Genomic DNA, 13,648 nt, shown 5'->3' on the forward strand with positions numbered 1-13,648 from the left:
AGAAGATACGCGTACCTCTGCCCGAACTAGGCGGTCCCACCCGGCGAGGCACGGCCCGGGCCCGGTCTCCCCCGCCGCTTCGCCACGACGATGACGACGACCGCCAGTGCCGCCGCCACGAACAGGGCACCGAGGATGAGGACGATGCCCAGCACGGCGAGACCCACCGCGCCGATCGGACCACCCGGACCGGTCTGGTCGCGCTCCGCCGCCGGCGGCGGGGCGTCGTCGGGCAGGCCGTCGTCGCCCGCGTCGAAGTCGAGCGCGCGCGGGCGCACCTGGGCGGTCGCGCCGAGCCACACGTCGCCGTGCTGGTCGGGCGCCGCCGTGTGGAACGACTGGCCGACCGCCGTCGACACGTCGGCGTACCGCTGCTGGAACGCCGGCTGTGGCAGCTGGGCGAAGGGCACATCGGCGAAGTCCACCCCGCCGTCCACGTAGGTGAACGTGTAGCGGTAGCGGCCGGAGACGACGCTCTTGGTGACCTTGTACTCGCCCTTCCGGTACGACTTCACGTACGCGTCGAAGGTCTGGCGCGGCGTCCAGCGCCGCGTGGCCGGCCACCGGCTGACGTCCCCGCTGTCGATCATCGGGACGAGGGCGCCGGTGTGCCGCTGGCGGTACCACTCGGCGGCGACCCGGGCGAGGTAGACCTTCCGCAGGTCGGCGAAGCGCGGGGAGGTGTTCACCGCGGCCTCGACCTTCGGCAGGATCAGCTTCCGGTAGACCTTGTCCATCCGCGCGCTGGGCACCGGGCAGGCCGGGTCACCGACCTTGCCGTTGGACACCTGCGCCTCGGATTTGACCTCCAACGGGGCGTCGACGATGTAGAGGCCGCCGTTGTCCTCGTAGACCGAGGCCGGCTTCGGCACGATCCACTGCCGGGTGACGGCGCACTCCCGGAGCCGCTTGGGATCGGGCTTGCCCCAGAACTGCAGACCGAGGGCGGTCCTGGGGTCGGTCAGCCGGGCGGCGAGCCGCTTCATGTCGAGGTCCGCCTCCAGCAGGATCCGCCCCACGTCGGTGGTGGCCAGCCGGCGGTCGATGATCCGGTCCGGCTCGTTCGGGTTGAGGTTGACCCAGAACGTCGACGTCGGCAGGTTGAGCCACACGTAGAACGCGTCGGCGGCCTGCGCGGTGGCCCGTTGCCCGTCGCTCACCTTCTGGCCGGGACGCGTGGCGGGCGAGGCCCGGTACGCGTACCGCAGGTTGCCGCGCTCGTCCTCGGACAGGTAGCGGAGCTGGAGCGTGGTGAAGTCGATCCCGCCGGGGTCGGTGCCGGCGGGGACGGCCCCCAGCGCGGCCGGGCCGGTGGGCGCGGCGTTGCCGGTGCCGCCGCCGAACTCCTTGCCGCCGAGCACCAGCGGCGCGTCGACGCCGACCGGCCTGCCCTTGGCCGACCAGTCGGTCACGCTCTTCTCGATGGCCGCGTCGGAGTGCCCGCCGTTCTTCAGCTTTTCCCGGGCGGCGGCGCGGGCCTCGTCGGTGGACCCCTTGCGGGCGATCCGGCCGAGCATCGACTTGCTGGGCAGGTCGGTGAGGACCTTGCCGCGTTGCAGGTTGGGGAAGTATTCGTTCTTCAGCTTGCGTACGCAGCCGGCGGGGCCGGAGCAGAACATCCGCTCCGAGCCGACCTCGTCCACGAGTTGGGGCAGGTCGTCGCGGCCGAGTGCGGCGGCCATCCGTCGGGTCAGGAACAGCTTGATCAGCGGCTCGGAGTGCAGCTTGTTGTTCCTCAGGTCGGCCGCGAGATCCGCCTCCTTGCTGAGGTCCCAGGCGAAGCTGGGCGCGGAGGACTTGTCCCAGGCGACGGCGTTGCCCGCGGCGTCCCGCAGCTGGTTGCCGTTGACGTCCACCAGCCGCCACCGGCCGGTGCTCTCGTCGAACTGGTAGATGTCGATCAGCGCGATGGGGCTGCTGTTGTCGTGACTGTTGACGCTGGGCACGGTCAGGTACCAGTCGATCTTGCGACCGCCGGCGGTGGTCGTCCAGTGCCCGTCGGCGACGTTGCGGCCGTAACCCATCCAGGTGTCCGGCCGGCGGTCCTGGTCGGTCAGCACGGTGTGCCGGTAGCGGGACATCAGCAGCGGCAGGTGCAGCCGCTCGCCGCGAATGAGGACTTCGACCGGATAGTTGGGTTTCGACGGTGCCGCGAGCGCCGCGGGCGCGGCGGGGACCCCCAGCCCCACCAGGCCGACGAGAACGACCAGCAGGGCGGCGAGCGGGCGGCGCGGGAAGACGGGTGCGGACATCAGGACCCCCGAGGCCTAGTCGTCGTATTCCATCGCGTATTCGTCGAGCAGGGTGCTCCAGTGACTGGCCTCGTCGGCTACGGCGGCGGGATCCCAGCGGTCGAGCTGGTCCCAGATCGTGTCCACGGCGTCGGCGACCGACGCCTGGGTGCCCGCGTTGCCCTCGAAGAGCTGGGTGTGCAGGAGGCCGAGGGTCAGCACGAAGGCGGCGAGGCTCGAGTTGGCCGGCGCGTCATCGTCCGGATATCTGTCGTAGAGGCAGACCACCTCGTCGGACTCGAGATCCACGCCGTAGCGGTAGTCGGGCTCGGCCGTGACGACGAGGTAGTCGCGCCCCGCGCGGGAGAAGACGTCCAGGAGCCGTTCGTCGTGCACGAACGCGATGTCCCGGACGTCCACGGTGGGCAGCCCGACGGCGGTCAGGAACCGCCGGGTCCGGTCGGAGACGCGGGGATCGACGAGCTCGGGCCGGATCAGCGCGAGCCGGCCGTCCCACACCCGGCGGGTCTGGTCGACGAGGTCGTCCCAGGACGGGACGTCGGATGCGGTCATTGATCTTCTCCTGTCGCCGGGAGCAGATCAGGTGCCGTCCACGCCCCCGCGTCGATTCCCATCGATCCTCCCACGTGGCAGGCCGATCAGACACGGGGAGTAGCAGGTATCCGACTCACGGTCGCGGGCGGGAGACGGGCCGGAAAACAGCTCAGCGGCCGGGTCGATGATCAATCGACCAAGCCGCTGAGCTGTGCTTCAAGGGTGGAGCCGAGGGGACTCGAACCCCTGACCCCCACACTGCCAGTGTGGTGCGCTACCAGCTGCGCCACGGCCCCTTGCAGTCGTCCCCGGTCGCCCGGGCACGGGAAGAACTATACACACGCCCGCCGGCATGGTCATATCGCGGGGGGTGCCCCCGCGGCTCAGTTCAGCGCCACGTCCGGGGGGAAGTGGGCGACCGCCGCCATCATGCCGCCCTGGCGCCGCAGCACCATCGGCCACAGGTCGTCCGGCCGGTCGACAAAGGCGTCCCCGGGCAGGGCGTCGAGCACGAACCAGGACCCCTCCTCGATCTCCCGCTCCACCTGGCCGGCGCCCCAGCCGGAGTAGCCGGCGAAGACCCGGATGCCGCCGACGGCGTCGCGCAGCCGCTCCGGATCGACCGACAGGTCGATGGTGCCGACCGCGCCGGAGACCCGGTGGAAACCCTTCACCGGCTTGATCGGGTGGCGCATCCGGGCGAGGCAGATGGCCGAGTCGGGCTGCACCGGGCCGCCCTCGAAGAGCACGGCCGGATACCGGGCCAGGTCACTCCAGTCGCCCAGGACGTCAGCCACCGGGACCTCGGTGGCCCGGTTCAGCACCACGCCGAGCGCGCCGCCGGGCTCGTGGGCGACCAGCAGCACGACGGTACGGTCGAAGTTCGGGTCCTTCAGTGTGGGAGTCGCGACGAGCAGCCGCCCGGTCATCGACTCCATGGCTCGGCCACCGATCGCCTGTTCCTCACCCTGCATGTCCCGACACCCGTCAGCCGTACGCCCGAGCGGCGCACCCGACCTCGTCGACGATCCGCGCTGTCAACGCCATGCCACGCACCATAGCCTGCGCCCCGCCCGCTGGCTAAGGTCTGACCGGCGGGTGATCGCGACAGGATCGAGGGAGGGCGGCATGACGCCAACGGCCGAGCTGGCGGTGATCGGCGGGTCGGGTCTGTACGCCCTGCTCGACGGCGCCTCCGAGCACGAGGTGGAGACGCCGTACGGCGCGCCGTCGGATGTCGTCACGATCGCCGAGGTGGGCGGCCGCCGGGTGGCGTTCCTGCCCCGGCACGGCCGCGATCACCGCCATCCGCCGCACCTGATCCCCTACCGGGCGAACCTGTGGGCGCTGCGCTCCCTCGGCGTACGCCAGGTGCTCGCGCCGTGCGCGGTGGGTGGGCTCCGGCCCGAGCTGGGGCCGGGCACGTTCGTGGTGCCGGACCAGCTCATCGACCGGACCAGCGGCCGGGCGCAGACCTACTACGACCAAGGCGCGGTGCACGTCTCGTTCGGGGACCCGTACTGCCCGGTGGGCCGCCGGACGCTGCTGGACGCGGCGTCCGGGCACGGGGTGGCGGCGGTGGACGGCGGGACGGTGGTGGTGGTCGAGGGGCCGCGCTTCTCCACCCGGGCCGAGTCGCGCTGGTTCGCCTCGATCGGCGGCACGGTGGTCAACATGACCGGCCACCCGGAGGCGGTGCTGGCCCGCGAGCTGGCCCTCTGTTACACCTCGATCGCCCTGGTCACCGACCTGGACGCGGGCGTCGAGGCCGGCGGTTCGGTGACCCAGGAGGAGGTGTTCCGGGTCTTCGCCGAGAACACCGACCGGCTGCGCGGGGTGCTGCTGGACGCGGTCGCCGCGCTGCCGGCCGAGCGGGACTGCCCGTGCGGGCACGCGCTGGACGGGATCAAACTGCCGTTCCCGCTGCCCTGAGCGCCGGGAAGCGCCCGAAAAGCCGCCGAGCGCCCGATAGATTCGGCTGGTCGGGGCACTGATCATCGGGCCGTCTCCGGCACCGGGCGGGGACGGGAGGCAGCCGGCGATGGCAACGGTCCGCGACACCACCTACGACCTGCTGCGCGACCTGGGCCTGCAGACCGTCTTCGGCAATCCCGGCTCCACCGAGGAGCCCTTCCTGCAGGACTTCCCGGCCGACTTCCGCTACGTGCATGCCCTGCAGGAGGCATCGGCGGTGGCCATGGCCGACGGCTACGCGCAGGCCACCGGCCGGCCGGCGCACGTCAACCTGCACACCGCCCCGGGCACCGGCAACGGCATGGGCAACCTGGTCACCGCCTGGCACAACCGGACCCCGCTGATCGTCACCGCCGGCCAGCAGACCCGGGAGATGCTGCTGATCGAGCCCCGGCTGGCCAACCTGCGGGCGACCGAGCTGACCCAGCCGTACGTCAAGTGGGCCCACGAGCCGGCCCGCGCGCAGGACATCCCGGCGGCCTTCCTGCGGGCGTACGCGACCGCCGTGCAGCCACCGGCCGGACCGGTCTTCCTGTCCCTGCCGATGGACGACTGGGCCCGGCCCGCCGACCCGCCCCCGCAGCGTCGTACGGTGGCCACCCGGGTGGCCCCGGATCCGGACCGGCTGCGCGACTTCGCCGCCGTGCTGGCCGGCAGCCGCGCCCCGGTGCTGGTGCTCGGCGCGGCGGTGGACCGCGCCGACGCGTGGCCGGCGGCGGTGGCGCTGGCCGAGCGGCTGGCCGCCCCGGTCTGGTCGGCCCCGGCACCGGAGCGGGCCGTCTTCCCGGAGGACCATCCGCACTTCCGGGGCGTGCTGCCGTACGCGATCGGGCCGCTCGCCGAGGCGCTGCACGGCCACGACACGGTGCTGGTGGTCGGCGCTCCGGTGTTCCGTTACTACCCGCACGTGCCCGGTGACTATCTGCCCGGTGACGCGCGGCTGCTGCACGTCACCGACGACCCGGACGAGGCGGCCCGCGCCCCGGTCGGGGAGAGCCTGCTGGGCGACGCCGGACTGACCCTGGCGACGCTGGGCGAGCTGCTGCCGGCGGCGGGCCGGGCGGCGCCGGCGGCCCGGTCGGCGCCGCCACCGCCGGAGGTGGGTGACCCGCCGAGCGCCGACGCGCTCTTCGCGGCGCTGGCGGCGCAGTGGCCGGCCGACGGCGTGCTGGTGCAGGAGTCACCGTCCAACCTGGCCGCCCTGCGCCGCCGGCTGCGGGTGAGCCGGCCCCGGTCGTACTTCACCATGGCCAGCGGCGGCCTCGGGTTCGGGCTGCCGGCGGCGGTCGGCATCGCGCTGGCCGAGCGGGACAGCGGGCGGAACCGGCCGGTGGTGGCGGTGATCGGCGACGGCTCGTTCCACTACTCGGTGCAGGCGCTCTGGACCGCCGCGCAGCTGCGCCTGCCGCTGCCCGTGCTGGTCCCGGTCAATCAGCAGTACGCCATCCTGAAGGCGTTCGCCGAGCTGAAGCACGCCCCGGGGGTGCCGGCGCTGGACCTGCCGGGGCTCGACGTGACCGCCATCGCCCGCGGCTACGGCTGCGCGAGCCGGGTGGTGGAGTCACCGGACGCGCTCGGCCCGGCGCTGCGGGCCGCGCTGGCCGCCGACCGGCCCACGGTGCTGCCGGCGCCGATCAGCACCGACGTGCCGCGGATCATCTAGGCCGGACCACGGTGAGCGGGGTGCCCCGCGCCACGTCCAGCACCGCCCGGCCGCCGAGCGGGGCCTTCAGCGTCACGCTCACCGGCTTCATCACCAGCTGCATGGTGCACGGGCCGGTGGGCGGGATGACTCCGGCCCCGACCACGACCACGTCGTCGCGCTCCAGCACCAGCGGGGTGATCCCGGTGTCGCAGGCGCCCACCCCGACCCGGTAGTCGAGCCGGGCCCCGTCCACGGTGTCCAGGTCTTGCGCGGTCACCAGGCCGGCGGCGAGCGGACGCCCGGGGTCGACGGCCGCCGGTACGGCACCGATCGCCGGCTTCGCGACGGCCAGCCGGGCGACCGGCGTCCGCAGGCCCTCCACGGTGAACAGCCAGGCCGGCACGGTCGCCTGCCCCCGGCTGGTGCGCACCGGCGCGCTGCCCAGCTTCACGCCGGTGACGGTCAGCGGCACGCACGGGTGGTCCGCGGTGCGGGAGACCGGCCCGTCCGGCCCGGGCTCGACGGTGGGGCCACCGCCGGGCTTCGGCACGCCGCCGCCCGGCGGGGGCTCCGCCGGCCGCCCGGCGCAGGGCGGTGGGTCACCCTTGTCCAGTTGGGCGTACGCCTCGGCGGCGCTGATCAGCGGCACGCGGAGGGTGCCGTCGGGGAAGCGGATGGTGCCGGCGGCCGGGGTGGCGGTCGGCAGCGCGATCTGTTCCCGGAACCAGCCGTTGCTGAACGCCAGCTTGGTCTCGTCGGTGAAGCCCGGATCGCCGGTCAGCACGGTGCCCTCCTCCAGCGGCACGTAGCCGCTGCGCCACGCCTGACCGGGACGCCAGGCGTCGGCCACCGCACCGGCCTGCTGGTAGAAGGCCGCCCACCGTTGGTCGGGGGCGGTGGCCGGCGGGGCGGACGCCGGCGCGGCCGGACGCGGGGCGGTCGGCGCGGCCGGTCCGGAGCCGGGCGCGGCGCAGCCGGCGAGGACCAGGATCGGCAGCCCGAACAGGGCGATCGAGCGACGCATGCCCGGTTGGACGCGGGCCGCGCCCGCCTGGTTCCGGGTTCAGTCCTCCCCGCCCAGATCGGCCTGGTACGCCTCCCAGAGCAGGTCGGCGCCGCGCTGCCGGTGCCGGCGCAGCGCCCGGAGCAGCTCACCGACCCGCGCGCGCAGTTCCTCGGCGGGCACCTCGGGCAGCGCGGCGGCGTGCTGCAGCGCGGCGAGCGCCGTCACGATGAGGGCGTGTTCGCGGGTCAACCGGCGTACGCCCCGGGTGAGCCGCGGGGCTTCGCAGAGCACCTCGGCGTAGAGCCCGGCCGGGCCCTCGGTCAGCCGGACGTGCTCGGCGAAGCCCTGCCGGACCGGGCCGAGCTGCCGGATCAGGCGCTCCCGCCAGTGCGGCTCGCCGGCCGGCCCGTCGAGCGCCCGGACGAGGGCGGGCACGGCGCCGGGCAGGGTGGGCCAGGGCAGGGACCCGGCGGGCGGTCGGGCCGCCGCGGCGACGGTGGACGGCTGCGGGATCGGAACGGTGACCATGGCGCCTCCCGTCCGACGACTCCGGCTCGGACGCGTCTGCCGCCACGCCGCAGACCCAGGGCCGTCAGCTGCTTCGCTATCGCGTACAGCGATGGTGGACCCGGCGGGGAGGGCTGTCCAGGCCCGTCGACCGCCTCATCTGCCCCAGTGACCCCTTCCGTCCCAGGCGTCCCTACCGCCCCAGCGGGTCGGCCGCCATGGTGCGCAACTGCCCGGCCAGCGCGTGCGCGTCGGCGTCCCGGCCGCCGGTCGGCCGGCCGGCGGTGATCGCGTCGGCGAGCGCGCGCAGCTCGTACGGGGGCAGCGCGGCCAGTCCCATGCCCCGCAGCGGGAGGGTGATCTGCCGGCCGCTGTCCCGGTCCCGGGCGATCAGGGCGGGCACCCGCACCGCGGCGTCGTCGCCGACCCGGTGCACGAGCGCGCCGCCCCGCACCTCGGCGGTGGCCAGGTCGACGGTCCGGGTGCCCAGGGCGCCGCGGACCGAGGCCCGGGTCCCGTCCAGCCAGGCGGCGGTGCGCAGCACCCGCAGGAGCAGGTAGAGCCCGAGCAGGACGACCGGCAGGCCGCAGAGCCCGACGAACCGGGCCGGCCCGAGGGCCGACGTGGTGGATCCGTCGTGCAGCTCCGGCGGGAGCAGCCCCGGCGGCAGGTCCCGCGCCTCGTCGTAGGACGGGAAGGGGTCGCCGGTGCCGGTGAGCCGGGACAGCATCCGGTCGGCGAGAACCGGCAACAGCACGAAGACCGCCCCGAAGGCGGTGAAGAGGACGCCCACGACCGCGGCGAACACGCGCTGACCGGGCGACGCGCCGACGGAGAGTGGGATCTTCTCGTTCGTCACAGGCCGCAGCGTAGAGCGCGCTGGCGACGGCACGGAAGGCGGAGACGACTGTGCGCCCCGGTCCGGTGGACCGGGGCGCACAGGTCAGGTGGTGGAGGTGCCGGGAATCGAACCCGGGTCCTTCGCCGGTTTGTCAGGGCTTCTCCGAGCGCAGCTCGCTGTGCCTCTACTCGGCCCCACCGCTCACGCGAGCGAGTTGGTGTGACGGGCCCAGTCGCTGATTGATCTCGCCGCACGGACCCCGCGACCGGGTCCGATTGGCCAGCCTTCTAGCTGATGCCGGCTAACTGGGTCGAAGGCGCTCCCAGGCCGACAGACTTGCTACTCGCCTCAGGCGGCGAGAGCGAAGTCAGCGCGATTGTTCTTGGCGCTTATTGGTTTCCGACGACCGATTTTCGAGACGACGTCGGCTTCCTCGGCTCGCTTCCCCTGTCGCTGCGTACGAAGTCGAAACCAGTCACCCCCTCGACAGGCCACCGTCGCGGTGGCACTGACAAGCCTAACGCCTGCCGCAACGGGTTTCATCCCGAGCCCCGGCCCGGGCGTCCGACCCGGACAAGTGCGACAAATCAGTCGTCCATGCCCTTGCCGCGCCGGCCCGCCACCCGCCGGATCTCCCGATCGGCGTCCCGCTTGGCCAGGTCCTGCCGCTTGTCGTACGACTTCTTGCCCTTGGCCAGGGCGATCTCGACCTTGGCCCAGCCGTCGGAGAAGTAGACCTGGAGCGGTACCACGGTGAGGCCGCCCTCCCGGGTCTTGCCGATCAGCCGGTCGATCTCCAGCCGGTTGAGCAGGAGCTTGCGGGTGCGCCGGGGCTCGTGGTTGGTCCAGGTGCCCTGGGTGTACTCCGGGATGTGCATGCCGTGCAGATAGAGCTCGCCGCCGCTCTCCTGGGCGAACGCGTCGACCAGCGACGCCCGCCCGGCCCGCAGCGACTTGACCTCCGTGCCGGTCAGCGCCATGCCCGCCTCGTACGTGTCGAGGATGGCGTAGTCGTGGCGCGCCTTCTTGTTGGAGGCGACCACCTTGCGGCCCTTCTCGCGTGGCACCGGCGCCACCCCCTTCCGATCGGTCCCCGACCACCGGTCGCGGAGCGGAGATCATGCTACCCCGTACACAAGGGCCCTCCCGCGCCGTTTATTCCGGCGCGGGAGGGCCCTTGGAGAGCCGTACGGTGGAACCTAGACCCGCAGGTAGAAGCGGAGCGTGACCCAGGCGGTGATCGCGCTGACCAGGCCACCGACCGCGGCCATCAGCGGGAAGGTCAGCAGGATCTCCGACCACGAGATGGGGGTGATCAGGCCCTCCAGGGCGGCCAGCGATCCGCCGCCGGCGACCAGTTTCACCCCGATCAGCGCCACCAGGCCGAGGATCGAGCCGAACAGGCCGGCGACCACCGCCTCCAGCACGAACGGCGCCTGGATGAACCAGTTGGAGGCGCCGACCAGCTTCATGACCGCGACCTCGCGCCGCTTGCTGTAGGCGGCCACCTGGATGGTGTTGGCGACCAGCAGCAAGGCGGCGATCGCCATCACGATCGCGATGGCCAGCGCGAAGTTCTGGATCCCGGTGAGCACCCCGAACACCTTGTCGAGCAGCTTGCTCTGGTCGACGATCTCGTCGACACCCTCGCTGTCCTTGTACTGGTCGTAGATGTTCTTGTACTGCTCCGGGTTCTTCAGCTTGAGCCGGAACGATTCGGGCAGCTGGTCCGGCTTCACGGCGTTGACCAGGTCGGGCGCGTCGGCGTACATCTGCTTGAAGCGGTTGTACGCCTCGGCCTTGTCGACGTAGGTGACCTCCTTGACCAGCGGGTCACCCTTCAGCTTCGCGTCGAGGTCGGTGCGCTGCTGCTCGTTGACGTCGGTCTGCAGGAAGATCGAGACCTCGACGTTCTCGTAGTAGAGGTCCTTCATGTCGCCGACCTTCTGGTACAGAAGGCCGCTGCCGCCCAGCATGAACAGCGACACCGCCATCGTGATGATCATCGCGATGGTCATGGTCACGTTGCGCCACAGTCCGACCAGTACCTCGGACAGGACGTACTTCATCCGCATCGGGAATTCCTCCGGCTCTCCGGCGTGAGGTGTTCGTCGTCAGGATCTACGGATCGTCGGCCGGGCCGGCTCAGCCGTAGACGCCGCGGGCCTGGTCGCGCACGATACGGCCGCTCTCGATCTCGACGACCCGGCGGCGCATCTGGTTCACGATGTTGGAGTCGTGCGTGACCATCACGACGGTTGTGCCAGTGCGGTTGATCCGGTCCAGCAGGCGCATGATCTCGATCGACGTGTCCGGGTCCAGGTTTCCGGTGGGCTCGTCCGCCAGCAGGATCAGCGGCCGGTTCACGAACGCCCGGGCCACCGCCACGCGCTGCTGCTCGCCACCGGAGAGCTCGTGGGGGTAGCGGTGCTCCTTACCCCCGAGCCCGACCAGCTCCAGAACCTCCGGCACGACCCGGCGGGCGACCGCCTTGGTCTTGCCGATCACCTCCAGCGCGAACGCCACGTTCTCGTAGGCGGTGCGGTTCGGCAGGAGACGGAAGTCCTGGAAGACGCAGCCGATGGAACGCCGGAAAGCGGGTCGCTTCCAGGAGCGCATCGACGTGACGTCCTTGCCGTTCACGATGATCCGCCCCTTGTTGGGGGTGACCTCGTGCAGCAGCATCTTGATGATCGTGGACTTGCCGGAGCCGGATGGGCCGATGAAGAAGACGAACTCGCCCTTCTCGATCGAGACGGACACGTTGTCGAGCGAAGGCCGGGACGCCTTCGGGTACGTCTTCGTCACTTGCTCAAGCTGAATCACGGGTCGAGAGTCTACGCGGTGTAACGGATGAGCCAAGCCCCCCGTCCCGTCCTTGCCGCCCGCGTCGTCGATTCAGGCCGTCACCTGGAGATCGACGACGCGCTCCGTCGAGGGCCGATCACGCACCGTCAGCGATCAGCTGCTGCTGCTTCCGCCAGCGGATACCCGCCTCGATGAAGCTGTCCAGCTCGCCGTCGAAGACCGCGGACGGATTGCCCGTCTCCTGCTCGGTCCGCAGATCCTTCACCATCTGATACGGGTGCAGGACGTACGAGCGCATCTGGTCGCCCCACGAGCCGGCCGCGTCGGTCTTCAGGCCCTGGAGCTTGGCCTGCTCCTCCTGCCGCTTGCGCTCCAGCAGCCGGGCCTGGAGCACCCGCAGCGCGGAGGCCTTGTTCTGCAGCTGGGACTTCTCGTTCTGGCAGGTGACCACGATGCCGGTCGGGACGTGGGTGATCCGGACCGCCGAGTCGGTCGTGTTCACGCTCTGCCCACCCGGCCCCGACGAACGGTAGACGTCGATCCGCATCTCGTTCTCGGGGATCTCGATGTGGTCGGTCTGCTCGACGACCGGGAGCACCTCGACGCCCGCGAAGCTGGTCTGCCGGCGGCCCTGGTTGTCGAAGGGACTGATCCGGACCAGCCGGTGGGTGCCCGACTCCACGCTGAGCGTGCCGTACGCGTAGGGCACCTTGACCGTGAAGGTGGCCGACTTCAGGCCCGCCTCCTCGGCGTACGAGGTCTCGTAGACCTCGGTCGGGTAGCCGTGCCGCTCGGCCCAGCGCAGGTACATCCGCAGCAGCATCTCGGCGAAGTCCGCGGCGTCCACCCCGCCGGCCCCGGCCCGGATGGCGACCAGCGCCTCCCGGGAGTCGTACTCGCCGGAGAGCAGGGTGCGGACCTCCATCTCCTGGATGGCCTTGGCCAGCCCGGTGATCTCCGACTCCACCTCGGCGAGGGTGCCCGGGTCCGACTCGGCCTGGGCCAGCTCCAGCAGCACCCCGGCGTCGTCGAGACGGGAGCGCAGGCTGCCCAGCTTGCTGATCTCACCGTTGACGTACGACAGCTGCGACGTCACCTGCTGCGCCTTGGCCTGGTCGTCCCACAGGTCCGGCGCGGAGGCCTCCTGCTCCAGGCGGTCCTTCTGCTCGTGCAGCTTGTCGAGGTCGAGCACGGCCTCGATGTTGCGCAGGGTGGCGTCGAGTTCCTTGAGCTGTTCGGCGTAATCGGCAGCGGTCACGACTGACAAGCGTACTGCGCGCGCGGGGAGTGAGCTTGCGAGCCCCGCAGTCCCACGCGAAAGTCCGCCGCCGCCCCGGCAGACCGGCCCGGCACAGATGGTCAGCCGACGGGGGCGCTCTTGAGCCAGGACAGCGCCGCCCGGTGGTAGGCGACCGCGAACTCCAGCGCGCTGGCGTCGTACTCGTCGCCTTCCTTCTTGGCGTTCTTGACCTGCTCGCGCACCGCGGCCAGCGCCTCGGTGTGGTACTCGTTCGCCGAGGCGTACAGGTTCTTGAGCTGGCTCGCCGAGTGCAGGTTGCCGAAGGCGATCCGTAGCGCGATCGGGTTGCGGATGGTGTCCCGGCCCGGGTTCTCCGCCAGCCAGCGGGAGAATGTCCGTTTCCCGGCCGCGGTGATCGCGTACGGCTGACTCAACCGCGGCCCGGGCTTGCCGAGCCGCACCAGACCCTTCTCGGCCAGCACCGGAAGCTCCCGGTAGACCTGGCTGCGGGTCATCGACCAGTACGGCGCCAGCCGGCGCTCAGCGGCGGCCATGAGTTGGCCGCCTGTCATCGGTCCGTCGTGCAGCAGGCCCAGCAGGGCCGCCGCCGTCGGGTTGACTCCGGATTCCGCCATGCCCTCTAAGCTGCCACTTTGTCGGACCTGGCGTCCAGGATTTGCCGTTTTAGCCCCCCGTCGGCTGGTCCGATGTGCACTGTCGGCCGACGACAGTCCGCCGCGGACGTCCACACCATCCCCCGGCCGGCCGGTGCGACCGGGCCCGCGGGGGGCCGGCCGGTGGGGCTGGGCCGCCTCCGGGGGGGCCGCCTCGGTGGGGCCGC

The 13,648-nt window shown here is 71.9% G+C and carries 13 protein-coding genes, 1 tRNA gene and 1 other RNA gene; 2 read left to right on the forward strand and 13 right to left on the reverse strand.

Features of this window, described 5'->3' with window-relative positions:
• Positions 1 to 26: 26 nt before the first annotated feature.
• From LQ51_RS31475 to LQ51_RS23285, 4 genes are all read right to left on the reverse strand, one after another.
• On the reverse strand, positions 27 to 2,252 hold the full coding sequence (locus tag LQ51_RS31475; protein WP_052745035.1) for a hypothetical protein: 2,226 nt from the start codon (positions 2,250 to 2,252) through the stop codon (positions 27 to 29).
• Positions 2,253 to 2,267: 15 nt separating this feature from the next.
• Entirely contained in the window at positions 2,268 to 2,804 is a 537-nt protein-coding gene (locus LQ51_RS23275; protein ID WP_046569096.1) for an SUKH-4 family immunity protein, read from the reverse strand.
• Between the two features lie 205 nt (positions 2,805 to 3,009).
• Positions 3,010 to 3,082, reverse strand: a tRNA-Ala gene (locus LQ51_RS23280).
• Positions 3,083 to 3,169: 87 nt separating this feature from the next.
• A complete protein-coding gene (locus tag LQ51_RS23285) occupies positions 3,170 to 3,760 on the reverse strand; it encodes a YqgE/AlgH family protein (RefSeq protein WP_046569097.1) in 591 nt (196 codons plus the stop codon).
• A gap of 154 nt (positions 3,761 to 3,914) precedes the next feature.
• Here LQ51_RS23285 and LQ51_RS23290 point away from each other — a divergent pair, with 154 nt between their 5' ends.
• Both LQ51_RS23290 and mdlC read left to right on the forward strand, forming a co-directional pair.
• Positions 3,915 to 4,718: an S-methyl-5'-thioadenosine phosphorylase gene (locus LQ51_RS23290; RefSeq protein WP_046569099.1), complete on the forward strand. Its 804-nt coding sequence runs from the start codon at positions 3,915 to 3,917 to the stop codon at positions 4,716 to 4,718.
• 109 nt (positions 4,719 to 4,827) lie between these two features.
• Entirely contained in the window at positions 4,828 to 6,423 is a 1,596-nt protein-coding gene (gene mdlC / locus LQ51_RS23295; RefSeq protein ID WP_046569100.1) for a benzoylformate decarboxylase, read from the forward strand.
• On the opposite strand, the gene LQ51_RS23300 is transcribed toward mdlC, so the two are convergent.
• From LQ51_RS23300 to LQ51_RS23335, 9 genes are all read right to left on the reverse strand, one after another.
• Positions 6,416 to 7,429, reverse strand: coding sequence for a hypothetical protein (locus LQ51_RS23300; protein ID WP_046569102.1), 1,014 nt, complete (start codon positions 7,427 to 7,429; stop codon positions 6,416 to 6,418). The genes mdlC and LQ51_RS23300 overlap by 8 nt on opposite strands.
• A 39-nt stretch (positions 7,430 to 7,468) precedes the next feature.
• On the reverse strand, positions 7,469 to 7,939 hold the full coding sequence (locus LQ51_RS23305) for a hemerythrin domain-containing protein (RefSeq protein WP_046569106.1): 471 nt from the start codon (positions 7,937 to 7,939) through the stop codon (positions 7,469 to 7,471).
• Positions 7,940 to 8,111: 172 nt separating this feature from the next.
• Positions 8,112 to 8,777: a hypothetical protein gene (locus LQ51_RS23310; RefSeq protein WP_046569107.1), complete on the reverse strand. Its 666-nt coding sequence runs from the start codon at positions 8,775 to 8,777 to the stop codon at positions 8,112 to 8,114.
• A gap of 89 nt (positions 8,778 to 8,866) precedes the next feature.
• Positions 8,867 to 9,242: a transfer-messenger RNA gene (gene ssrA / locus LQ51_RS32285) on the reverse strand.
• A 104-nt stretch (positions 9,243 to 9,346) separates the two neighbouring features.
• On the reverse strand, positions 9,347 to 9,826 hold the full coding sequence (gene smpB, locus LQ51_RS23315; protein WP_046569126.1) for an SsrA-binding protein SmpB: 480 nt from the start codon (positions 9,824 to 9,826) through the stop codon (positions 9,347 to 9,349).
• A 132-nt stretch (positions 9,827 to 9,958) separates the two neighbouring features.
• Entirely contained in the window at positions 9,959 to 10,834 is an 876-nt protein-coding gene (ftsX, locus tag LQ51_RS23320; RefSeq protein ID WP_046569110.1) for a permease-like cell division protein FtsX, read from the reverse strand.
• A gap of 70 nt (positions 10,835 to 10,904) precedes the next feature.
• Positions 10,905 to 11,585, reverse strand: coding sequence for a cell division ATP-binding protein FtsE (gene ftsE / locus LQ51_RS23325; protein ID WP_046569112.1), 681 nt, complete (start codon positions 11,583 to 11,585; stop codon positions 10,905 to 10,907).
• A gap of 118 nt (positions 11,586 to 11,703) precedes the next feature.
• A complete protein-coding gene (gene prfB / locus LQ51_RS23330) occupies positions 11,704 to 12,825 on the reverse strand; it encodes a peptide chain release factor 2 (protein ID WP_046569114.1) in 1,122 nt (373 codons plus the stop codon).
• Positions 12,826 to 12,926: 101 nt separating this feature from the next.
• Entirely contained in the window at positions 12,927 to 13,442 is a 516-nt protein-coding gene (locus LQ51_RS23335; protein ID WP_046569118.1) for a PadR family transcriptional regulator, read from the reverse strand.
• Positions 13,443 to 13,648 lie beyond the last annotated feature (206 nt).

The organism is Micromonospora sp. HK10 (assembly GCF_000982955.1).
Taxonomy (GTDB): Bacteria; Actinomycetota; Actinomycetes; order Mycobacteriales; family Micromonosporaceae; genus Micromonospora.